Raw genomic sequence first — 20,432 nt, 5'->3', positions numbered from 1 at the left:
GGGTGGTTGGGCGCAACGGGGACGGGAAGTCGACGTTGTTGTCGGTGCTGGCGCGGCGTGAGGAGCCTGATAGCGGGCGGATCACGCATATGCGGGATCTGCGGCTGGGGTATCTGGGGCAGACGGACGAGCTGAACCCGGACGAGACCGTGCTGCATGCGGTGCTGGGGGATGTGGAGACCTACACGTGGGCCGCGGATCCGCGGGCACGGTCGGTGATGGAGCACTTGCTGGGTGAGGTCGACCTTGAGGCCAAGGTGGGCACGCTCAGTGGTGGAGAGCGGCGGCGGGCCTCGTTGGCGCGGTTGCTGATGACCGAGGTCGACCTGCTGGTGCTGGACGAGCCGACGAACCACCTGGACATCGAGGCGGTCAACTGGCTGGCTCAGCATGTGGTGGATCGGGCCGGGGCGCTGATCGTGGTGACCCACGACCGGTGGTTCCTGGACGCGGTGTGCACCAACACGTGGGAGGTGCAGGGCGGCAACATCTCGTCGTACGACGGTGGGTACGCCGCCTATGTCCTGGCGAAGGCGGAACGCTCGAGGAGCGCCCAGGTCAGCGAGGTCAAGCGGCAGAACCTCCTGAAGAAGGAGCTGGCGTGGTTGCGGCGGGGTGCGCCGGCCCGGACGAGTAAGCCGAAGTTCCGGATCGATGCGGCGAACGCCCTGATCGAGAACGAGCCGGAACCGCGGGACAAGCTGGCACTCTCGAAGCTCGCGACCGCGCGGCTGGGCAAGGATGTGTTCGACGCGGAGGACGTGAGCCTGAAGTTCGGTGATCGGGTGATGCTCGATCACGTGACGTTCCGGCTCGGGCCGGCGGACCGGATCGGGCTGCTCGGGCCGAACGGGGCCGGCAAGACGACGTTCCTGAAGGTGCTGACCGGCCTGCTGCCGCCGGACCACGGCAAGGTCAAGCAGGGGAAGACGGTTCGCGTCGCCAACCTGTCGCAGCATCTCGAGGAGGTCGACGGGACGGTCAGCGTCCTCGACCACATCACCGCCATTAAACGTACGGCGGCGCTCGCCGGGCACGGTGGTGAGATGACGAGCTCGCAGTTGCTGGAGCGGTTCGGGTTCACCGGGGATCGGCTGACGACCCGGATCTCGGATCTGTCGGGTGGTGAGCGCCGGCGGTTGCAGCTGCTGCGGATCCTGCTGGACGAGCCGAACGTGCTGATCCTCGACGAGCCGACCAACGATCTGGATGTCGAGACGCTGACCGTGCTGGAGGACTTCCTCGACAGCTGGCCGGGTGTCGTCGTCACCGTCACCCACGACCGGTACTTCCTGGAGCGGGTCAGCGACATGGTCTACGCGATCATGGGCGACGGCCGGGTCCGGCATCTGCCGCGCGGGGTCGACCAGTACATCGAGGATCTCGGTGCCGGGGTCACCCGCCGTACCGACGCCAAACCGGTCGAGACCGCGGAGGCCCCGCAGGCCGAGCAGCAGCAGCAGCCGGTGGACGCGGCCGTGGCGCGGGCGGCGAAGAAGGAGCTGAACCGGATCGAGCGGCAGATCGCGAAGATCACCCAGTCCGAGGCGAAGCTGCACGACCAGATCGCGGCGAACGCGAGCAACTACGAGCGCCTCGCCGAGCTGGACACCGAACTCCGCAAGCTCGGTGACGAACGCTCCGAGCTCGAAACTCTCTGGTTCGAAGCCGCCGAACGGGCCGAATAACCCTGCGTAGATCTAATGGCCCCCAGGAATGAGGTGGCGCGCCCTCCGATCCCCTGTGATTCGGAGGGCGCGCCACCAAAGGGTGAGCGGGCCCCGTGCCGGTCGTCGTTGTCCGGGCCCCGAGCCCCGGACACCACACGACCGCTTTCGGCGAACCACCTCTAGCCGCCGAAGTCACCTTTGTACTAACGTTTTGTAGTCGAATAACCACCGACAGTAAGGACCCTAGTGGCCTCGGTCACTCACTGTCGATAGACCTCCGCTACAGCAGTCTCTCGATCTCGTTGCAACTAGCAACGATTCGGGAGATGCGAAGTGACGGGGTGTGGTTTTGCAGAATGACGGAGCAATTCTGCGAAAACGTGTATACAAAAAGTCAGTGCTTTTCCAGATCGAACGGCCGCACGAGTTCGCGCAGTATCTGAGCTATCCGGGTCTGGTCCCGCGCGCTGATCGAGCCGAGCAGCGCGCGCTCGTGCGCGAGTAAATCGGCCATGGCCGCATCTACCGCATCGCGCCCGGCGTCGGTCAGCTGAACCAGTACGCCGCGCCGGTCGGCCGGGTCCGGAAGCCGCTCAACCAGACCGCGTGCGGTCAGCCGGTCGACGCGGTTCGTCATCGTCCCCGACGTCACCAGGGTCTCCTTCAGGAGCTTCCCGGGAGACAGCTGGTACGGCGAACCCGCCCGCCGCAACGCCGCGAGTACGTCGAACTCCCACGACTCCAGCCCGTGCGTCTCGAACGCCTGGCTGCGTGCCCGGTCCAGGTGCCGCGCGAGCCGGCTGACCCGCGACAGAACCTCCATCGGGCTCACGTCGAGGTCCGGCCGCTCCCGGCGCCAAGCCTCCAGCAGCCGATCGACCTCGTCTTCCATAGCTGCGAGCGTACGCCATCAAGACTCTTGACATCAAGAGACCTCGGATGCCTAATATATCTCGACATCAAGATAAATAGTCTGAGAGGTGCAGCATGCGCACGTCCCCCGTCTGGAGCCCCGAGCAGTACGGCACGTTCGCCGACGAGCGCGGCCGCCCGTTCGCCGACCTTGTCCGCCGGATCCGCGCCGACGACGTCCGCTCGGTCGTCGACCTCGGCTGCGGTCCTGGTGGGCTGACCGCGACCCTGCGCGATTCCTGGCCGGAGGCAACGATCGTCGGCGTGGACAGTTCGCCGCAGATGATCGAGGCTGCGCAGGAGTTCGCCGATGACCGCCTGAGCTTCGAGCTCGGCGATGTCCACGACTGGTCGGCGCCCGAGGGCAGCCTCGACGTGATCGTCACGAACGCGACCCTGCAGTGGATCCCCGATCAGCTCGACCTGCTGCCCGGCTTCGTCAAGGCGCTCCGCCCCGGCGGCTGGCTGGCGATCCAGATCCCCGGCAACGGCAACGCGCCCTCCCACGCGATCCTCCGCGAGCTCGCCGCCAAGGACCCGTACGCCGAATTCGCGCGCGACCGTTCGTTGCGCCCCGACGTCCCCGGTCCGGGCGACTATGTCGACGTACTGAGTGCCGAGGGTTGTGTCGTGGACGCGTGGGAGACGACGTATTTCCACCTTCTCCAAGGTGACAACGCCGTACTCGAATGGGTGAAGGGGACCGGCGCGCGGCCGGTGCTGCAGTCGCTGCCGGACGGTCTGCGTCAGGAGTTCGAGGCCGAGTACGGCGCTCGCCTGGCCGAGGCCTATCCGCAACGCGACTACGGCACGCTGCTCCCGTTCCGCCGCATCTTCGCTGTCGCTCAAAAGCGATGAGGCTCGACCACGTGCAGGTCTCCTGCCCGCCCGGCGGCGAGGATGTCGCCCGCGCCTTCTACCGCGACGCACTCGGGATGACCGAGGTCGAGAAGCCCGAACTGCTCAAACCCCGCGGCGGTTGCTGGTTCCGCGCCGGTGCTGCCGAGATCCACATCGGCGTCGAGCAAGACTTCCGCCCGGCCAGGAAGGCTCATCCGGCACTTGCAACAGATGACCTCGACGGCCTGGCTGAGCGGCTCGAGCAGCACGGCTATCCAGTTGCCTGGGACAACGAAACGATCCCGGGCCGAAGGCGCTTTCACACCGCCGACGGCCACGGGAACCGGATCGAGATCGTCTGAATTACAGCGGCTCGCCCAGCCCCCTCAAGCCAGGCGAGCCGCTAGCTCTTACTCCGTTGCGAGCGCGCCGGCCGGGGCGACCTTGGCGGCTCGGCGAGCGGGCAGTACCGAGGCGAGCAGACCGGCCACGGCGGCGATCGCCGCGATAGCGACCAGCAATCCGACCGGTACGGCGTACTCGACGTTGCCGTCGATCGTCTGACCACCCATCAGCGCACTGGTCCCGGTCCAGCCGTAGACCAGCCCGAGCGCGATTCCGAGGCCGGCGGCAACCAGTGCCATCAGCAACGATTCGATCGCGAGCATGCTGCGTAGCTGGCGCCGGGTCAGACCCATTGCCCGCAGCAACGCATTCTCTCGGGTCCGCTCCAGCACCGACAGGCTGAGCGTGTTCCCCACGCCGACCAGGGCGATCAGGACCGAGACGCCGAGCAGACCGATGCCGACAGCAAGCAAGACATCGAAGATCTGCGTGTACGCCGATCGCTTGGCCAGTCCGCCGCTGACCTCGAGCTCCTTCAGCGACGGCAGTGACTGGTTCACGTCTTCGATGACCTTCGAGCCGTCTGCCTTCGGATCCGTGGCCAGCCAGTACCCGCTGATCGGCGCGTTCGGCGCCAGCTTGGCGAGATCCGTCGACGTCAGGTTGAACGGATCCAGCCCGAGTCCGCGCTGCAGCGTCACCGTGAGCGTGTTCTTCCCGGAGACGATGGTGACCTTCGAACCCTCCTTCAGCTGCAACCGCTGCAGCGTGCTGTAGTCGACGAGCGCTGTACCGGGCTTCAGCTTGTCGACCAGCGCGGGGCTGTGGATCACCGACCCGGCCGTGGCCTGGTCGATGCCCGTGACCGAGTACTCCTCGCCCTTGGACTTCACGACGACCTTGTGGATCGGCACGACCTGGGTGATGCCCTTGATGGCCTTCAACTGCTCGTCGGCACTGGGCGGCATCTTCTCGTCGTAGGTCATCACCGTCAGGTCGACCGGGTACTGCCCGTCCATCGACACGTCGAACGTCTTGCGGACCGAGGCGATCCCGACACAGGTCAGGCTGATCAGCGTCACACCGATCAGGAGTGCCGCGGTGGTGGCCGCCGTACGCTTCGGGTTCCTTACTGCGTTCGCAACCGCGATGCGGGACGGGACGCCGGCCCGCGCCGGCAGTGCGCCGAGCACTCTGATCAACGCCGGCACCAGGAGCGTGCCGACCGCCAGGACCCCAAGGAACGAGATGACCCCACCGGCGACACCGACGATCACCTGGTGCTCGGTCGCCGCCATCGCCAGCAGCGCCCCGCCACCGGCGAGGAGCACGAAGCCGAGGATCAGCCGGAACACGCCACGCTTCGAAGCGGCCGCCGGTGCGACATCAGGCCGAAGCGCAGCCAGCGGCGCCACCTTCGTGGCCCGACGAGCCGGTACGACGGCTGCCGCGATCGTGGCGATCGTGCCGAGCAGCAGCGGCAGGAAGATCGACAGCAGGTCGAGGTGCAGCGAGACCGGCGGGATCCCCCAGTCGAACTCGCGGGACATGGCCAGCGCCAGTGCGGACAGTGCGACCCCGAAGACCACACCGATCGCGGAGGCGATCACGCCGACCACGGTCGCCTCCGCGAGGACCGAGGAGAACACCTGGCGACGGGACGCGCCGACACAGCGCAGCAGCGCCATCTCGCGGGTCCGCTGGGCGATCACGATCGTGAAGGTGTTGCCGATCACCAAGCAGGCAACGAAGAGCGCGATCACGGCGAACATGCCGAACACGCCACCCAGTACGTCGATCCCGTTGGTGTACTGCTTGACCTCGTGCTCGATCCAGCCCTCACCGGTGAAAGCCTGCACGCCGCTCGGCAGCACCTTCTGCACGGCATCGGCCAGCACCTGCGGATCCGTACCGGGCTTCCCCGCGATCTTGACGCCCTGGATGTAGCCGTCCGGCTCGAAGATCTTCACCGCAGCCTGGGTGGCGACGGCGGCCCCCTGGCCGAACGCACTCTGGTCGTCGATCAGGCCGACGACGGTCACCGTCCAGGACTTCTTCTCGTACGACGTGATCCGCAGCGACTGGCCCAGCATCACGTTGTGCTTGGCCGCGAGCTTGTTCGGCAGCGCGATCTCGTTGGTTGCGCGCGGCAACTTACCGGACGTCGTACCAGGAGAGGCGATCTGGGTAGAGGGATACAGCGCGTCGATCGGCAGGGACACCGAGCGGACCAGGCCCGGGAAGCTGGTCTCCAGGTAGGCGGTCGCCGACGGGACCACCTCCGCGACCTGCGGCAGCGCCTTCACCTTGGCGACCGTGGCCGGGGTGATCGACTCCCGATCGGGGTACACGTACGCGTCGACACCCTTGTACTGCGCACCGATCGTCTCGTCGATGCCATGTGATGCGGAGCTGTGCGCGGTCAGCGCCAGGGCGCCGAAGCCGACCCCCAGCACGATCGCCAGACAAGCGGCGACCAAGCGGCCCATGTGGGCGCGCAACGAAGAAAGGAGCGAACGTCGCACGTCAGGCCCCCAGCTGGCGCAGCGCGTCGAGAACGGTCTCCGGCTTCGGGTCGTACAGCTCGCCGGCCAGCTTGCCGTCGGCAAGCATCACCACGCGATCGGCGTACGACGCCGCCAGCGGATCGTGAGTCACCATCACCACGGTCTGCCCGAACTCGCGAACCGATCGCCGCAGGAACCCGAGCACCTCCGCGCCGGAACGCGAGTCCAGGTTGCCGGTCGGCTCGTCGGCGAAGACGACCTCGGGCCGTCCGACCAGTGCGCGCGCCACGGCGACCCGCTGCTGCTGCCCACCCGACAGCTCCGACGGACGGTGCGTGAGACGGTCCGCCAGACCCAGTACGTCGACCAGCGTGGCGAGCCACTGCTGGTCGGGCTTGCGGCTGCCGAGCTCGAGCGGGAGCAGGATGTTGTCCTTGGCGGACAGCATCGGCAGCAGGTTGAAGGACTGGAAGACGAAGCCGATCCGGTCCCGCCGGATCTTGGTCAGCGCGGCGTCCGGGAGCTGGGTCAGCTCGGTCTCACCGAGCAGGACCTGACCGCTGGTCGGCGTGTCCAGGCCGGCCAGGCAGTGCATCAGCGTCGACTTGCCGGAGCCGGACGGGCCCATGATCGCGGTGAAGTTGCCGACCGCGAAGTCGACCGAAACACCGTCCAGCGCGGCCACGGCAGTGTCACCCTGTCCGTACACCTTGCGCAGTTCGTGCGCGCGGATCGCCGTACGCGGCATCCCGTCCTGCGGCAGCCGTCCTGCCGCAAGCTCACCGGTCTGCAAACTCATGTCACTCCCAGGTTCCATCGACAGGCCCGCCCTGTCATGGTTTTCAAGGTAGTGAAACCGGCTGCCCGGTACGTCGGACCAGGGAACGTCTTCCGTGTAGTACCTGGGTATTACTTGGTCGGCCGGACGAGGCCTGTCTCGTACCCGAGGACCACGAGCGCGACTCGGTCCCGCAGGCCGGTCTTGGCCAGGATGCGGCCGATGTGCGTCTTCACGGTTGCCTCGGACAACGTGAACAGCTTGGCGATCTCGGTGTTCGACAGACCGCGCGCGACCTCGACCAGCACCTCGCGTTCCCGGGCGGTCAGCTGGGCGAGATCGGGCCGCTCGACCCCCGAATCGGGCAGTGCCCCGGCGAAATGCTCGAGCAGGCGCTTCGTCGTACTGGGAGAGACGACGGCGTCGCCGGAGTGCACCTGGCGGATCGCGGACAGCAGGTCGGCCGGCGGGGTGTTCTTGAGCAGGAAGCCGGCGGCTCCGGCCTTGATCGCGGCGAAGGCGTACTCGTCGAGGTCGAAGGTGGTCAGCACGATCACCTTGGGGGCCTGGGGCAACGACTGCAGCCGGTTCGTGGCTTCAACGCCGTCCAATCGCGGCATCCGGACATCCATCAGTACGACGTCGCACGCGGTCACCGAGATCTTCTCGACCGCCTCGCCGCCGTCCCCGGCCTGCCCGACCACGCGCATGTCCGGCTGGGAGTCCACGAGCATCGTGAAGCCGGCCCGGACCAGCTCCTGGTCGTCCACCAGGAAAACCCGGATCACGTCGTCTTCACTCACTGCGTTCCTCCGTTGGGCAGGTGATACGGCAGCTTGGCGATCACCTCGTAACCGCCGCCCGCCTTCGGTCCGGCGTTCACCGTACCGCCCGAGACCGAGGCGCGCTGATGCATCCCCACCAGGCCGTGACCTGGCTCGGTACTCGGGGCGACGCCGCCGCCGCGGCCGTCGTCGGTGACCACCACGGTCAGCATCTCGCGCCCGAAGTCCAGAGTGACGGACGTGTGCGCTCCCGGCCCGGCGTGTTTGAGCGTGTTGGTCAGACCCTCCTGCACGATCCGGTACGCCGTCAGTCCGAGCAGCGCGGGGAGATCGCGCGGCGTCCCGGTGACCTGGTAGTCGACCGAGAGGCCGGCTTCGCGGACGTTCTCGATCAGCTCGGGGAGGCTGGAGACGCCCGGCTGGGGGCGCGGCTGGTTCGGATCGAGCACATTCTGCTCGTCGGCCTTCAGTAGACCGAGCATCTTGCGCATCTCGGACAGACTCGCGCGGCCGGTGTCGCCGATCGTGGCGAGCGCCTTCTTGGCCGCCTCGGGGGACTGGTCGGCGGCGTACAGACCGCCGTCGGCCTGGACGATCATGATCGACAGGCCGTGCGCGACGACATCGTGGATCTCGCGGGCGATCCGGGTCCGCTCGGCGGAGACCGCCAGTTTGGATTCACGGTCGCGGGTGCGCTCCGCCTGGACGGCCCGTTCCTCGAGTTGAGCGACGTACAGGCCTCTGGTCCGGCGGCGTTCGCCGAAGGCCCAGACGCCGAAGACGAGCGCGCCGAGGGCGACCATCATGGTCACCTGCTGGCGCCAGTCCGAGTTCGACCAGTAGCGGGAGGTCGCCATCAGTACGCCGAGACAGCCGATGCCGAGCGCGATCCGGCTGAACCGGATGTCGCCGTACACGGAGATCGCGTAGAGGGCGACGATCAACCCGACGTTGCCGGGCTGCAGCTCGACCGCGGCCAGCCACTGCAGGACGGCCACCGAGGAGACGGCGAAGAAGACGAGTTCGGGGTGGGTGCGGCGCCAGATCAGCGGGCCGAGCATCGCGAGACCGACGATGCCGCCCCACTGCGCCTGCGCGAGGCCGAGGAAGCCGGCCGTCACGCCCAGGGCGCCCGCGAACAGCAGGTCGAACGCCTTGCTGCGCGCAGGCAGCGGCCGCGCGGTCAGTAACCCCGTCATCCGGCCAGCGTACGGCGCGTGGTGCGGCCTCCGGGTCAACCTGCAGTCGGATGTCGGCGTACGACTGTGGTGGCTCATCCTCCGAACGACAGGAGGTATAGGTCTACGTAGACCACCCCGTACGCCTGAGCTCAGGACGCGGACGCCGCGAACCGGCGTATACGTCCTAATGGAGGATCACTTATGCGGTCGCGTCGACAACACCGGCTTGGGCTCCAGGCCGGAGAGCCCGTTCCAGGCGAGGTTGACCAGGTGAGCGGCGACATCCTGCTTGCGCGGGCGGCGGGCGTCGAGCCACCACTGGCCGGTGAGCGCGACCATGCCGACCAGCATCTGGGCGTACATCGGGGCGTTCTTCGGGTCCAGGCCGCGGCGCTTGAAGTTCTCCGCCAGGATGTGCTCGACCCGGGTGGCGACATCGCTCAGGATCGAGATGAACGACCCCGTCGAGGAGCCGACCGGCGAGTCCCGGACCAGGATCCGGAAGCCGTCGGAGTTGTTCTCGATGTAGTCCAGCAGCGCGAGGGCCGCCTGCTCCACCAGCTCGTGCGCCCGGCCCGCGGTCAGCGACCGGGTGACACCGTCGAGCAGGGCGCGAACCTCGCGGTCCACGATCACGGCGTACAGGCCTTCCTTGCCGCCGAAGTGCTCGTACACGACCGGCTTGGAGACCTCGGCCTGGGCCGCGATCTCCTCCACCGACGTCGCGTCGTACCCGCGCTGGGCGAACAGCCGGCGGGCGACCGTGATGAGCTGCTCGCGACGCTCGGCACTCGTCATCCGGATCCGCCCGGAGCGGCGCGGTTTGGGTTCCGTCACGTCGAGATCACGTCAGCATCATGCCGTATTTCGGGTGCCGCCGGTGGGAGTTTTACGGTCAGGCCGCTTTCAGAGTACGGCGTGCGTCGTCCACGCGGCGGGCTTCCAGACGTTCCTTGACCGGCCAGCGAACGTCGCTCACCCAGCCCATCTTCTCGAAGAACCAGATCGTCCGGGCGGAGGTGTCGAGCTGACCCTTCAGCACCCCGTGCCGCGCGCAGGTCGGGTCCGAGTGGTGCAGGTTGTGCCACGACTCGCCCTGGCTCAGGATCGCCAGCCACCACACGTTGCCCGACTTGTCCCGGCTCTTGAACGGCCGGTCGCCGATCGTGTGACAGATCGAGTTGATCGACCACGTCACGTGGTGCAGCAGCGCGATCCGGACCAGGCTGGCCCAGAAGAACGCGGTGAACGCGCCCTCCCACGACCACGACCACAGCCCGCCGATCACGGCCGGCAGCAGCAGCGACACGATCACCAGCGCCGGGAACATCCGCGACACCCGGACGATGTCCTTGTCCTTCAGCAGATCCGGTGCGTACTGCCGCTGCGGAGTCTGCTCGGTGTCGAACAGCCAGCCGATATGCGCGTGGAAGAAACCCTTGGTCAGCGCGCCCAGCGTGTTCCCGTACTTCCACGGGCTGTGCGGGTCGCCGTCACGGTCGGAGAACTTGTGGTGCTTGCGGTGATCGGCCACCCACCGCACCACCGGCCCCTCGATCGCCAGCGAACCGGCGATCGCCAGCGCGTACTTCATCGGCCGGTTCGGCTTGAACGACTTGTGCGTGAACAACCGGTGGAAACCGATCGAGATCCCGTGCCCCGACACCGTGTAGAACACCACCGCGATCACGATGTCGCGCCACCCCAGGAATCCACCCCAGGCGAGCGGCGCCGCAGCCAGCACGGCCAGGAACGGAATCCCGATGAACAACGCCAGCGCGACCTGCTCCCACACGTGCTTCTGCTCACCCCCGAGCGTCCCGGTGTCGACGTCGAGTACGTCGTCCTGCGCAGCGCGGGCAGGCGCCTCCGGCGCGGCCACGGCGGGTGGAGTCATCGCTTTCTTCCCTCGGTCAGGGGACGGCTTACCTACGCAACCGTAACCTACGGAGCCGTAGGTAAGGAACCCCTCAGCACCTCCGCTGCCCCCACTCATGGCACACTGTCTCGGCAACCACGATCCCCCGTGGGGTAATCGGCAGCCCGCGAGACTTTGAATCTCGAAGACCTGGATCGAAACCAGGCGGGGGAGCAACAAGAACCCCCAGGTCAGAGCGTTTCTGACCTAGGGGTTCATGCATGTCCGGCCCGTTTTGCTAACGCTTTTGCTAACAGAGGGCTGGGACCGGGGCCTCCGGGTCGTCATCGTCGGGATCCGTGGTCGCCTCCTCGGAATCGCCGTCGACGGCAGCGGCGAAGGTGTTAGCAGCCTCGTCCGCGTGCTGGCGGATGACGTGGGCGTAGACGCGGAGCGTGATGGCCGGGTCGGCGTGGCCGAGTCGTTCCGCGACGACGTGCACCGGCACACCGGCGATCAGGAGCAGCGTGGCGTGAACGTGTCGCAGGTCGTGCAGCCGAGCAGGCGGTAGCGGGTGAGCGGGACGGGGGAGCTCCTGTCGAGGGGTGCTCCGAGTGCCCGGGATCGCGGGTTCGTTGTACTGCCGAATTAGCACGCCGATCAGGTTGGTGACAGTGTCAGGTGGCACCGGCCGACCAAGGCCAGTGGTGAAGACGTAGTCCTCATCGAGCCAGGCGTCTCCGGCCGTCTCCTTCTCAACCTCCTGGCGGGCCTGGTGCTCACGGAGGATCGCCAGAGTTCGCTTGTCGAGGGGGACGGTTCGTTCGCGGCCGCTCTTGGGCGTTCCTTCGAGCCGCTTGCCCGCGACCATCCCCGCCGTCCCTTGAATGCGGATCGCTCCCTTCTCGAAGTCGACGTTTGACCAGCGCAGGAACAGCAACTCACCACGCCGGGCACCGGAGTATGCCGACACTCGGAAGAAGGCGAACAGGCGGTGTGACTCGGCGACTGCGAGGAACGTGCGCAGCTCATCGGCGTTCCAGATCTTGCCCAGCGTCTTGACCTCCCGGCGCGGACGCTTGGCTGTCTTGCATGGGTTGGAGGGGATTAGCCGGTCGGCGTGGACAGCGTCGTTCAGTGCCTTCCGGAGGATGGCGTTGATGTATTCGATGCTCCGGCTTGATAGGCCAGTGCCACGGCGGCCACCGGAGGTCGAGAGGTCCTTGTACAGCTTGGTCATCGTTGCCGAACTGACGGCCTGGAGACGCATGGAGCCGATCCGGGGGAAGACATGCAGGGTTACCCACTCGCGGTATCCGGCCAGTGTGCTCGGCTTGATCTCCATCGCGTGAGCATCGAGCCAGCCGGTCACGTACTCCTTCACCGTGATCTTGCTCTTGTCGATGAACTCGCCGCGTCGTGCCGCAACCCGAGCCTCATCCCGCGCTTCCTTGGCATCGTCTTCGAGCTCGAATCCGCCCACCCACTTGGGTTTACTCTCGCCCGTCGCCGGGTCCTTGACACGGATGACGTAGTACCACTTGTTGCCGCGCTTCATCAGGCCGTCTTTGAGCTCAGCCATCAGGCCACCTCGCCAAGGTCGGCGACGAATTCGAGCAGATCGGACGAGCGGACCAGGCGCGAGTTGTCGATCTTGACCGACCGGAGCGCGCCGGACTGGATGAGCTGGTACACCTTCGCGCGGCTCACGGCGAGCGCGTCGGCGACCTCTGGGACGCGGTACAGCAGCTTGTTCTCCATGATGATCCCTCGTTTCAGGCCGCAGACGCGGCGGTCGTGGCAGTTGCCGAACGGGTGTCGTCGGGTGGTGCGTGGGGTCGTTGTTTGGCCTGCTCGTAGTCAGTTCGCCAGCGGATGCGTTCGTTGATGCCCCGGGTCATGACGCCGTGCCAGGTGGGGAGGTCGGTGTCTTTGGCGCGGTCGACGGGTTCCCAGATGAAGCGGGACTGGCCGTTCTCGAGGTGGGCCGACGCGGAGTATCGGTCGGTGTCGGGCATGTCGACGCCAGCAGCGGCGAGGGTCTGCCGGACGACCTCGGCCCGGTCGGCTTTGTGCTCTGCGAGGGTCTTGCCGGTCCACTGACGCGACACCAGGACGCGGCGGCCACCAAGTCCTAGGTGGTGCCTGTCGTGGGCCTTGGAGGGGCACCAGCCGGGGCGCATGCCGCCTTCGGCGTCTTTGGGCTGGACGCCGTACCGCAGCCAGTTCGAGCAGCTCGGGGAGCAGGGCAGCCACCGGACCTCACGGTGCAGCCGGTCGAGGTGGATCGCCTGCCGGGTGGTGATCTCGTCATCGTCGCCGTAGGTGTCGGCGATGGACTTGGACAGGTACTTGGTCAGGTAGCCGACCGCCTTGCCCACCTTGTCCTCGGCCGACCCGAGGATGCCTTGGTAGTCGACCTGGCTACCGAGCTTGACCACGTGAGCCGGGGTCGCGGCCAGGTCCTCACCGATCGCGTCCAAGGCCTCATCCCAGGTCGGGAGAATTCGGCCGGCCTGGTCGACGTAGCGGCTGGTCAGCTCATCCCACCGGGGCACGTCCTCGCCGACGTAGACGGGTTCGGTGCACTGCGGCCACCACAGTTGGTGGTAGGTCGCGGCGGCAACGTCCTTGACGGTCTGGCGAGGGATGACGCCCCGGACAGCGGCGTGCAGGTGCGGTGCGAGACGGCGTTGTGCTTCGACGGTGGCGAAGTACTGGACCTTGTACCCGGCGCAGCGGCGAAGGTTCTGCCAGAACCGGTCAACGATCTTGGGGAAGTGCAGCGCGTCCATCGCGGCGCGGTGGTAGTCGTAGGCGTCGGGGTTGATCGGGGTGCCATCCGAGCCGACCTTGCCGTACGACGGGAGGGTCAGGGTGAGGAACATCGACGGCCGATAGGTCTTACCGTCAGGGGTCGTGAACGCCGTGCCTACGGTGCGGTTGTCCATCGGGACCTTGGGCAGGTCGGGTGCGTCCTGGCGGCGACGAGTCGACCGGGTACGGCGGGCCGATTCGGTGTCGTCGGCCTGGTCCTCGTCGCCGTTTTCAGACTGCTCCGCGGGGAGGTCGTCGTCCTGGTCGTCGGCGGGGATTTCGTCGTCGCGGTGCCAGCCTTCTCGGCACTGCTGCATGCGGAGCTTGCGGGCCCGGTCGGAGCACACAGGGCACTGCCGGGCCTGCGTGGAACCGCAGGGGATCGAGACGATGGACTGTTCACCGGTGGTGGTGTCGGTGAGCCGGGACAAGATCGGGCGGACGCAGACACCGTTGCGTACGGCAAGTTCATGCAGAACGTCGGGGGCAACTTGGCCCATGGTGGAGATCATTGGGGACCATCTCCTCGGCGTGGCTGGTCTCGTTCACCGGCCCACGGGATCCGCGCCGTGAGGTAGACGCGGACTCCCGGGGCACCGTGGTTCGGGTAGATCCGGTCGGAGCCGGAGAAGTCGAACACCACGCCCAGGACCTTGAGCATGACCTCGATCTCTGCGGGGTCGCCGGAGACGCGGAGCTTGACCGTCATCGGAGTGCCTGCCAGTCGCTGAAGGGCTGACCGAAGATCCCGGACGCGCAGGTCGCGCACCAGCGCAGTAGCGGGCGGCTGTTCACGGTCACGAGGGCATGCGGTTCGCCGGACAGGATCAGGCCTTTGCACGACCCGGCCTCGGGATCCGCTGCGAATCGCGAGCAGACAAAGGGGCCCAGGGCCACGGTCACGAACTGGTGCCGGGCATACAGAACGATTCCGTCGCCGATACGCAGCGTGAAGCCGGTCATCAGGCGGCCCGCCACAGCAGCTCGGGCAGCAGCGTCGCGCGGTCGAGCGCGTCCGGGACGGTTGTGCCGTCTGACAGGTCCCAGGTCAGGACGTGTCGCTGTACCTCGGTCGTGCCGCCCCACACCCCGTACTCCTCGCCCGTGGACAGGGCGTAGGCCAGGCAGGAACGGCGGACCGGGCAGAAGCCGCAGCGGTCGAGGGCAGCGGCCTTGCCGGTGGTGTCGGCGTCCTCGGGGAACCACGCGTCGTTGCCGGTCGAGCGGCATTCGCCCATGGCTTCCCAGCCGGGTACGACGTGCGCGGCCAGCTCCGCTCGAACGTCGTCGCTCAGCTCGGGCGGGGTGAAGACGAGTTCGAGCTGTCCAGGTGTCTCGCGGCGGTTCATGCTGCCTCTCCGGTCTCGCTCGTGGTGGTGTCGCTGCTGTCGACCGAGTGCAGTCGGTGGACCGGCCGGTATTGGGCGGCCATGGCCTTGATCTCGTCGTCGGTCACGTAGGCGGCCCGGACCCGGGTCGACTGCGATTGACCTTCGAGGCGGACGTAGCCGATGCCGGGCAGGTCGCGCGGGATCGAGTCGCACAGAGCGCCGTTGTCCCAGGCGTCATCGCCTAGCACCATGTCGACCTCGGCGGCCTTGGCCAGCCGGAGCGCGATCTTGTCGGGGAACAGGTCGCGCCACTCGCAGACCCGCTTGGTCACGTCCTGCGCAGCGGCCATGACGTGGAAGCCGGGAGCGCGGCCCTTGGTCAGCAGCAGACCCAGCGCGTTCTCTGCCCGGCCCTGCAACCGCCGTTCGGGCTGCAACGCGGTCAGGGTCGCGAGCTCGTCCAGGATGACCATGACCAGCGGGGTCGCCGTGGTCGGCTTGAAGGTGCGGGTCGTACCGCGCAGACGCTTGCATCGGGCATCCATCTCGGCGGCGGCCTCTTCGAGCAGCTCAACCATCGATTCGTAGTCGTCGCGCTCGTAGCGGGTGAACAGGTCCTTGCCGAACTCCAGCTCCATCCCGCCCTTGGGATCGATCGCCCAGACCTGCACCAGCCCGGCCCGGATGAACGGTGCCAGCGCCCGCAGAGCGGACCAGATGATCGAGCCCTTACCGGAGCCGGTCGCCCCTGCGATGAAGACGTGAGAGCCCCGGATCCGCAGCCGCCAGGGGGTGCCGTCGTCGGCGTGCCCGATGACGATCCCGTCGAGCTGTGACAGGTCGAGCGAGTCCGGGACCGGGATCGCAGGAATCGTTGCCTGCAAGGGATTCCGCATCTCCAGATCGAGCCAGACCCGGCCGGGACGGGCCTTGCGGACGCGGGCATCAACAGCGCGCAGAGCCTCGGCGATGTTGGTTCGCTTGCCTTCTAGATCCTTGATCGACATGCCGACCGGGAGCTGAAGGAGCAGCCGGTCAACACTCGGCGTGCAACGAACCTTGACGATCCGAGGCCGCATTGTGCGACCCGTGGTCTCGTCGGTGATGCCGAGCGACAACCGGCCCATCCAGAACCGCCACGCGAGCCCGTAGCGGACCCAGCGCCGGAACCACTGCACGGCCGGACGGCGAACGAACCGGTTGAACGAGGATCGGTGACGCCACCACCACGCCGCACCGCCACCCACGATCAGGACCGCGACCAGGACCCGGGCCGTCCAGCCCCACCGGGCCACCTGCACCGCGACGAACCCGGCGACCAGGAGCGGGCCGGTGAGGCCGGGGCGGCGGGCCAGCGCGTAGACCACGATCGCCAGCGCTCTAACCAGTCGCCATGCCATTTGAGCCAGCTTGGTAAGCATGCGCCCATCAACTCCGTCCTCGCTCGTGACGCTTGAACCTCAGAACCATCGACGCCAGCACCTCGGCGGCGGTGTTGATCTCCCGGATCGCGGACGCGAGGGCATCTGGCGTCGCGGTGTCAGGTGCACTCCGCAGGACCTGCGCGGACTGCTGTGTCAGATGGAGCCCGTCCTCCAGCGACACGAGGTGCCTGTAGAGGGCTTGCGCGGCGGCGTCGTCGTTGGTTGCGCCGAGCGCCTTGGCCCACGTGTCGAGCTCAGATCCCTTGCTGAACAAGGCCATCGTCACCGCCCCCTCTCGTGCAGGCTGAAGCTGCGCATGAGCTGCACCAGCGCCGTCTGGGCCTCTTCGAGGTGGCCGCCTGCGCGCTGCAAACCCGCGATGGGTTCCTGGGTCCGCAAGTTGCCCAGGGCAACCTCAACCGTCGCCACCGCGTCCGCCGCGATGACCAGGCGAGCTATCACACCTCGTAGCTGACCGATTGCCTCGCCGTCATTGCCAGCGTCGAGCGCGTCAGCCCACGCGTCGAGATCCCGTTTGGTAACCATCCGGCCATCACCCCCGGCCCCTGGAGTGAGCGCGGAAGCCGCCAACGGCCGACAGCATGGTTTCTTCGATGTGCTGCAGTTCGATCTGCGCGCGTGCCATCGAGTCACGCATGACGCCTCCGGGGAGGTCGTAGGTCCGGTTCGCCACGTGGGTGCAGATCTGCTGCGCAGCGATCGTCGCTACGACGAGCTTGGACAGCGCTCGCAGCGCGTCGTTGTCGTTGCCAGCGCCCAGCGCGACCGCCCACAGATCGAGCGCCTTGCCCGTCATCGCAGCCATCACAGGCCCCTCTCGTGCCGATGGAACGACTTCGTGGCGGCCTGCAAAGTCGCGTAGGCGTCTTCCAGCGCTACCGCCGCCTGCCTTGCGTTGACGCCCTCCGGCAAGACCACCAGCGACCGAGCCAGAACCTTGGTCGCCTCGTGCGCCTCAATGACCAGGTTCATCAGGTCCAGGAGGGCGTTGACCGCCTCGTCATCGCTGCGGGCGTCCAGCACCACAGCCCACTCGTTCAGGTCCCGCGACGACATGCCCATCACGCAGCCGCCGACTTGTTCGAGGCCGCGTTACGCGGGGCGCGGACCTCGGTCGCCCGGAACGACCAGGCCAGCCGGGGACGGCCGTTGTTCTCCGCGACGTACGGAGTAGCCGTCATGCCCTCGAACACAACCGCCGTGAAGGGCTGACCCGGAGCCATCGGCGGCAGCACCGGCTGCACCTTCGCCAGGATCTTGACCGACACCGTCTTGTCCGCCTTGCGGGCGTCGATGTCGCCGTCCATCACGTCAACCGACCAGATCGAGAGCCCGGTCTCCTCGTCGATGGAGTAGACCGGCTTCTCCTTGGTCGACCGGTCGAAGTCCTTCACCTGCGTCACTGCCGACACCGCGTAAACGCCGTACGGGAACACGTCGTCGCAGGTCACCTTGATCTTGCGGGGCATCGCCATGGTTGATCTCCTTCTAGGACTTACTGGACATGTTCCAATAAGTGGTACACGACATATTGGAACAAGTCCCATAGGCTTGTCAAGGAATCAGCGGAAGAGGGCCTGAGATGACCGAGACCAAGCAGGAGCAGACGCGGCGGTTGCTGCGAGACCGGCTACCGAAGCCGGGTGCTGCTCTGCCCAGCGAGTCCGAGCTGATGGCTGAGTACGACGTCAGCCGGAACACGATCCGGGCTGCCCTGGCGGCGCTTGAGGCCGAGGGACTCATCACGAGTAGCCAGGGGAGCCGCCGCATCGTCCGTGAGCTGAACCGCTGGCAATGGTCGATGAGCGAGTGGGAGCGAGCGCACTCGAACGACGGCGACGCGTGGGCGAACACCATCCGCGCGCAAGGCGGCGAACCGGCCAACGACCTCCAGATCGTCACGATCGCTGCACCGGACGACGTGGCAGAGGCCCTCGGCATCGAGCCCGGAACCGCGATCCAGGCCCGGCACCGGCTCCGGAGCGTGAATGGTGAGCCGCACCAGCTCAGCGACTCCTACTTCCCGCCGTTCGTGACCGATGGCAACGAGCTGTTTTGGCGGCCGACCGACCTCGGTGTTCAGGGTGGTCTCCTGGCGGCTACCGGCCACCCGCAGGCGCGCTGGCACGACACCCTCACAGCTCGGATGCCGTCGGCCGAGGAGGCTCAGCGTCTCCGCATGGGACCGGGTACCCCGATGCTCGTGCACACCCGCACCGGCTACGACGCCGAAGACCGAGTCGTGCGCTTCATGGTGACCCGCATGGCGGCCGACCGTGTCGAGATCTCGTACGACCTGGACGCCTGATGCTCATCACCCTTGACGAGTCACACCGCCCACTCGTCTACCAGATCCGCGCTGACGCCGAGGACTGGTTGGAAGCCCGGGACATCGACCAGTACCGGCGCGGTCTTGACCCGACAGTCGTACGGGCCAACATCGACCGCGAGTTCGACGCCGGGCAGTTTCGCGGCTGGCAGGTCGACGGCGAGGTAGTTGCGGTCCTCGCGATCATCGACCCGGACCCGGAGCTCTGGACCCCAGAGGAGATCGCCGAACCGCAGACCTACGTCAGCCGGGTCATGGTCGCCAAAGACCAGCACGGCAAGGGCTACGGGTCCGCGATGCTCAAGGCCGTCGAGGAGGAGGCCAGCGCTCGGGGTGACCACTGGATCCGGCTGAACTGCTGGAGCACGAACTACCCCTTGCACGACTACTACCGGGCTCTCGGCTTCGAGTACGTCCGCACGGTCGACATTCCCGGCCGCATGAGCGGAGCGCTATTCCAGCTCGATCTCACCCAGGCGAGCTGACCACCTGTATCCAGGTCGCCGAGAGGGTCCCCGGGGCATCGGTGTCTTGTCCCTGTCCCGTGGCTCTCTGCCGAGTTTGGCTCTTATAGATCAAGGCGCGCCTTCGGCGCGCGGCGCGGCGTGCGCATGCGGCCTCCGGCCGTTCACCGCCGCGCCCGCCCTCGGTTGTCTTCCACGAGAGCCAAGAGCATCTGCCTCCGGCGGGGGCCTCACGACTCCAGGATGACGGGGTCCGAATCGGCCTGGCCACTTGGTTGGTGGTCGGGGTGCGTCTTCCCGCCTGCCGCTCAGCCCAGTCAGGACCTATCAGGAGCCACCAGAGGGGCCAAGATCGTTCGTCCAGTGGGGCGCTCCATCTTGGCCCCTCTGGCGTCTCCTGATCGCGCTACGCGTGGGCTGAACGGCAGACGGGAAGACGCAGAGCAGGGAACGTGCGCAAGCGCGAGGTCAGTTTGACTGCCACCAGCGAGCCGGGGCGTTGAGATCTTTCAGGGCGGCAAGGCCTGCGGCTGCGATCTGCCGGTGAATTTTGCTTGCACTGTCGTGGGCGTCCCACTTGGAGAAATCCTCTAGCGCGGCGCGAGCTGCGGGCTTCAACCACTTGTGTCGCCGTCCTAAAGCCCCCAACAGATGGATATAGGCAACCTGCTCCGTGACCCCTACATCCCGCCCGTCCGTAGGTCGACCGTGGGCTATCAGAACCATGGCCCCGAACTGACGGGCGGTCTCCAGTTCGCGGCGGAGCTGGAAGTCGCGTGATGCGATCCTGGCACCCCATAGCACGCCCACAGTGGGGATCAGTGCGATGAAGATGGGGAGGAGCTTGTCCATGTCTGGGAGTCTCCCCGGCCAGCTCATTTGCTAACGCTTTTGCTAACAGGAGGGGTGGACGGCTGTGGACGGCAAGCCCCGATTTGGGCGGCCAGCACGCTCACCGGAGCCTCAGCGATGACCGCTGTAGACGTGTGTCGACGGGGGATCAGCAACTTTGAATCTCGAAGACCTGGATCGAAACCAGGCGGGGGAGCAACAGAACCCCGAGGTCAGCGTCCCTGACCGAGGGGTTCACTCATGCCAGGGCCCCGAGGACACCTGGCTACCGAACGTGTCAAGCCGTTCGAAGTACGCGCGGAGTTTTTGGGCGTAGGG

General features: G+C 67.0%; 25 protein-coding genes. 5 read left to right on the top strand and 20 right to left on the bottom strand.

The window, feature by feature from the left end; all coding sequences use genetic code 11:
• Positions 1 to 1,688 (top strand): ABC-F family ATP-binding cassette domain-containing protein (locus E1261_RS29130; RefSeq protein ID WP_132412108.1); only part of this gene is annotated, 1,688 nt, incomplete at its 5' end.
• Positions 1,689 to 2,064: 376 nt separating this feature from the next.
• Here E1261_RS29130 and E1261_RS29125 read toward each other — a convergent pair.
• A complete protein-coding gene (locus E1261_RS29125; RefSeq protein ID WP_132412106.1) occupies positions 2,065 to 2,562 on the bottom strand; it encodes a MarR family winged helix-turn-helix transcriptional regulator in 498 nt (165 codons plus the stop codon).
• Positions 2,563 to 2,657: 95 nt separating this feature from the next.
• On the opposite strand from E1261_RS29125, the gene E1261_RS29120 reads away from it, so the two are divergent.
• Positions 2,658 to 3,440, top strand: a complete 783-nt coding sequence (locus E1261_RS29120) for a methyltransferase domain-containing protein (protein WP_132412104.1) — start codon at positions 2,658 to 2,660, stop codon at positions 3,438 to 3,440.
• Complete coding sequence (locus E1261_RS29115) at positions 3,437 to 3,784, top strand: VOC family protein (RefSeq protein ID WP_132412102.1); 348 nt, start codon at positions 3,437 to 3,439, stop codon at positions 3,782 to 3,784. Before E1261_RS29120 ends, E1261_RS29115 begins: the two co-directional genes overlap by 4 nt.
• Positions 3,785 to 3,832: 48 nt before the next feature.
• Here the strand turns inward: E1261_RS29115 and E1261_RS29110 are convergent, their stop codons facing one another.
• The 18 genes from E1261_RS29110 to E1261_RS29025 all read right to left on the bottom strand — a co-directional run bounded on the left by E1261_RS29110 (position 3,833) and on the right by E1261_RS29025 (position 17,944).
• On the bottom strand, positions 3,833 to 6,292 hold the full coding sequence (locus E1261_RS29110; RefSeq protein ID WP_132412100.1) for an ABC transporter permease: 2,460 nt from the start codon (positions 6,290 to 6,292) through the stop codon (positions 3,833 to 3,835).
• 1 nt (position 6,293) lies between these two features.
• Positions 6,294 to 7,022 carry an ABC transporter ATP-binding protein gene (locus E1261_RS29105; RefSeq protein WP_202875119.1) on the bottom strand — a complete coding sequence of 243 codons (729 nt, stop codon included), beginning with the start codon at positions 7,020 to 7,022 and terminating at the stop codon, positions 6,294 to 6,296.
• 161 nt (positions 7,023 to 7,183) lie between these two features.
• Positions 7,184 to 7,855 (bottom strand): response regulator transcription factor, encoded by a 672-nt coding sequence (locus E1261_RS29100; RefSeq protein WP_272948614.1) that lies wholly within the window; start codon positions 7,853 to 7,855, stop codon positions 7,184 to 7,186.
• Entirely contained in the window at positions 7,852 to 9,036 is a 1,185-nt protein-coding gene (locus E1261_RS29095) for a sensor histidine kinase (RefSeq protein WP_132412096.1), read from the bottom strand. The genes E1261_RS29100 and E1261_RS29095 overlap by 4 nt, the downstream gene beginning before the upstream one ends.
• A gap of 177 nt (positions 9,037 to 9,213) precedes the next feature.
• Complete coding sequence (locus E1261_RS29090) at positions 9,214 to 9,855, bottom strand: TetR/AcrR family transcriptional regulator (RefSeq protein WP_132412094.1); 642 nt, start codon at positions 9,853 to 9,855, stop codon at positions 9,214 to 9,216.
• Positions 9,856 to 9,913: 58 nt separating this feature from the next.
• Positions 9,914 to 10,915 (bottom strand): acyl-CoA desaturase, encoded by a 1,002-nt coding sequence (locus tag E1261_RS29085; protein WP_132412092.1) that lies wholly within the window; start codon positions 10,913 to 10,915, stop codon positions 9,914 to 9,916.
• Positions 10,916 to 11,186: 271 nt separating this feature from the next.
• Positions 11,187 to 12,458, bottom strand: a complete 1,272-nt coding sequence (locus E1261_RS29080) for a tyrosine-type recombinase/integrase (protein ID WP_202875118.1) — start codon at positions 12,456 to 12,458, stop codon at positions 11,187 to 11,189.
• The gene (locus E1261_RS29075) at positions 12,458 to 12,637 is read right to left on the bottom strand and encodes a helix-turn-helix domain-containing protein (protein ID WP_132412090.1); all 180 of its coding nucleotides are present in this window, start codon (positions 12,635 to 12,637) and stop codon (positions 12,458 to 12,460) included. Before E1261_RS29075 ends, E1261_RS29080 begins: the two co-directional genes overlap by 1 nt.
• A 14-nt stretch (positions 12,638 to 12,651) precedes the next feature.
• Positions 12,652 to 14,205, bottom strand: coding sequence for a replication initiator (locus E1261_RS29070; protein ID WP_202875117.1), 1,554 nt, complete (start codon positions 14,203 to 14,205; stop codon positions 12,652 to 12,654).
• The gene (locus tag E1261_RS29065; protein WP_132412088.1) at positions 14,202 to 14,402 is read right to left on the bottom strand and encodes a hypothetical protein; all 201 of its coding nucleotides are present in this window, start codon (positions 14,400 to 14,402) and stop codon (positions 14,202 to 14,204) included. Before E1261_RS29065 ends, E1261_RS29070 begins: the two co-directional genes overlap by 4 nt.
• Positions 14,399 to 14,656 (bottom strand): hypothetical protein, encoded by a 258-nt coding sequence (locus tag E1261_RS29060; RefSeq protein ID WP_132412086.1) that lies wholly within the window; start codon positions 14,654 to 14,656, stop codon positions 14,399 to 14,401. Before E1261_RS29060 ends, E1261_RS29065 begins: the two co-directional genes overlap by 4 nt.
• Positions 14,656 to 15,042: a WhiB family transcriptional regulator gene (locus E1261_RS29055; protein WP_202875116.1), complete on the bottom strand. Its 387-nt coding sequence runs from the start codon at positions 15,040 to 15,042 to the stop codon at positions 14,656 to 14,658. Before E1261_RS29055 ends, E1261_RS29060 begins: the two co-directional genes overlap by 1 nt.
• Entirely contained in the window at positions 15,039 to 16,424 is a 1,386-nt protein-coding gene (locus E1261_RS29050) for an FtsK/SpoIIIE domain-containing protein (RefSeq protein WP_132412084.1), read from the bottom strand. Before E1261_RS29050 ends, E1261_RS29055 begins: the two co-directional genes overlap by 4 nt.
• 28 nt (positions 16,425 to 16,452) lie before the next feature.
• Positions 16,453 to 16,734, bottom strand: a complete 282-nt coding sequence (locus E1261_RS29045) for a hypothetical protein (RefSeq protein WP_132412082.1) — start codon at positions 16,732 to 16,734, stop codon at positions 16,453 to 16,455.
• Positions 16,731 to 16,994, bottom strand: coding sequence for a hypothetical protein (locus E1261_RS29040; RefSeq protein WP_132412080.1), 264 nt, complete (start codon positions 16,992 to 16,994; stop codon positions 16,731 to 16,733). The genes E1261_RS29045 and E1261_RS29040 overlap by 4 nt, the downstream gene beginning before the upstream one ends.
• Before the next feature lie 7 nt (positions 16,995 to 17,001).
• Positions 17,002 to 17,274, bottom strand: coding sequence for a hypothetical protein (locus tag E1261_RS29035; RefSeq protein WP_132412078.1), 273 nt, complete (start codon positions 17,272 to 17,274; stop codon positions 17,002 to 17,004).
• Positions 17,274 to 17,525, bottom strand: a complete 252-nt coding sequence (locus tag E1261_RS29030) for a hypothetical protein (RefSeq protein ID WP_132412076.1) — start codon at positions 17,523 to 17,525, stop codon at positions 17,274 to 17,276. The genes E1261_RS29035 and E1261_RS29030 overlap by 1 nt, the downstream gene beginning before the upstream one ends.
• A 5-nt stretch (positions 17,526 to 17,530) precedes the next feature.
• A complete protein-coding gene (locus E1261_RS29025; protein ID WP_132412074.1) occupies positions 17,531 to 17,944 on the bottom strand; it encodes a plasmid replication, integration and excision activator in 414 nt (137 codons plus the stop codon).
• 107 nt (positions 17,945 to 18,051) lie between these two features.
• On the opposite strand from E1261_RS29025, the gene E1261_RS29020 reads away from it, so the two are divergent.
• Entirely contained in the window at positions 18,052 to 18,777 is a 726-nt protein-coding gene (locus E1261_RS29020; RefSeq protein ID WP_132412072.1) for a GntR family transcriptional regulator, read from the top strand.
• Positions 18,777 to 19,283 carry a GNAT family N-acetyltransferase gene (locus tag E1261_RS29015; protein ID WP_132412070.1) on the top strand — a complete coding sequence of 169 codons (507 nt, stop codon included), beginning with the start codon at positions 18,777 to 18,779 and terminating at the stop codon, positions 19,281 to 19,283. The genes E1261_RS29020 and E1261_RS29015 overlap by 1 nt, the downstream gene beginning before the upstream one ends.
• 447 nt (positions 19,284 to 19,730) lie before the next feature.
• Here the strand turns inward: E1261_RS29015 and E1261_RS29010 are convergent, their stop codons facing one another.
• Positions 19,731 to 20,114 (bottom strand): hypothetical protein, encoded by a 384-nt coding sequence (locus E1261_RS29010; protein WP_132412068.1) that lies wholly within the window; start codon positions 20,112 to 20,114, stop codon positions 19,731 to 19,733.
• Positions 20,115 to 20,432 lie beyond the last annotated feature (318 nt).

The organism is Kribbella albertanoniae (assembly GCF_004348455.1).
Taxonomy (GTDB): Bacteria; Actinomycetota; Actinomycetes; order Propionibacteriales; family Kribbellaceae; genus Kribbella; species Kribbella albertanoniae.
The sequence above is the reverse complement of the archived record's forward strand: the minus strand, read 5'-3'. Positions and strand labels throughout refer to the sequence as shown.

Coding starts and splice junctions, on each gene's coding strand:
- E1261_RS29120 (WP_132412104.1), top strand. CDS start 2,658: ATGCGCACGTCCCCCGTCTGGAGCCCCGAGCAGTACGGCACGTTCGCC.
- E1261_RS29035 (WP_132412078.1), bottom strand. CDS start 17,274: ATGGCTGCGATGACGGGCAAGGCGCTCGATCTGTGGGCGGTCGCGCTG.
- E1261_RS29070 (WP_202875117.1), bottom strand. CDS start 14,205: ATGATCTCCACCATGGGCCAAGTTGCCCCCGACGTTCTGCATGAACTT.
- E1261_RS29125 (WP_132412106.1), bottom strand. CDS start 2,562: ATGGAAGACGAGGTCGATCGGCTGCTGGAGGCTTGGCGCCGGGAGCGG.
- E1261_RS29095 (WP_132412096.1), bottom strand. CDS start 9,036: ATGACGGGGTTACTGACCGCGCGGCCGCTGCCTGCGCGCAGCAAGGCG.
- E1261_RS29025 (WP_132412074.1), bottom strand. CDS start 17,944: ATGGCGATGCCCCGCAAGATCAAGGTGACCTGCGACGACGTGTTCCCG.
- E1261_RS29060 (WP_132412086.1), bottom strand. CDS start 14,656: ATGACCGGCTTCACGCTGCGTATCGGCGACGGAATCGTTCTGTATGCC.
- E1261_RS29050 (WP_132412084.1), bottom strand. CDS start 16,424: ATGGCATGGCGACTGGTTAGAGCGCTGGCGATCGTGGTCTACGCGCTG.
- E1261_RS29030 (WP_132412076.1), bottom strand. CDS start 17,525: ATGTCGTCGCGGGACCTGAACGAGTGGGCTGTGGTGCTGGACGCCCGC.
- E1261_RS29080 (WP_202875118.1), bottom strand. CDS start 12,458: ATGGCTGAGCTCAAAGACGGCCTGATGAAGCGCGGCAACAAGTGGTAC.
- E1261_RS29010 (WP_132412068.1), bottom strand. CDS start 20,114: ATGGACAAGCTCCTCCCCATCTTCATCGCACTGATCCCCACTGTGGGC.
- E1261_RS29020 (WP_132412072.1), top strand. CDS start 18,052: ATGACCGAGACCAAGCAGGAGCAGACGCGGCGGTTGCTGCGAGACCGG.
- E1261_RS29015 (WP_132412070.1), top strand. CDS start 18,777: ATGCTCATCACCCTTGACGAGTCACACCGCCCACTCGTCTACCAGATC.
- E1261_RS29075 (WP_132412090.1), bottom strand. CDS start 12,637: ATGGAGAACAAGCTGCTGTACCGCGTCCCAGAGGTCGCCGACGCGCTC.
- E1261_RS29115 (WP_132412102.1), top strand. CDS start 3,437: ATGAGGCTCGACCACGTGCAGGTCTCCTGCCCGCCCGGCGGCGAGGAT.
- E1261_RS29055 (WP_202875116.1), bottom strand. CDS start 15,042: ATGAACCGCCGCGAGACACCTGGACAGCTCGAACTCGTCTTCACCCCG.
- E1261_RS29065 (WP_132412088.1), bottom strand. CDS start 14,402: ATGACGGTCAAGCTCCGCGTCTCCGGCGACCCCGCAGAGATCGAGGTC.
- E1261_RS29105 (WP_202875119.1), bottom strand. CDS start 7,022: ATGCCGCGTACGGCGATCCGCGCGCACGAACTGCGCAAGGTGTACGGA.
- E1261_RS29085 (WP_132412092.1), bottom strand. CDS start 10,915: ATGACTCCACCCGCCGTGGCCGCGCCGGAGGCGCCTGCCCGCGCTGCG.
- E1261_RS29040 (WP_132412080.1), bottom strand. CDS start 16,994: ATGGTTACCAAACGGGATCTCGACGCGTGGGCTGACGCGCTCGACGCT.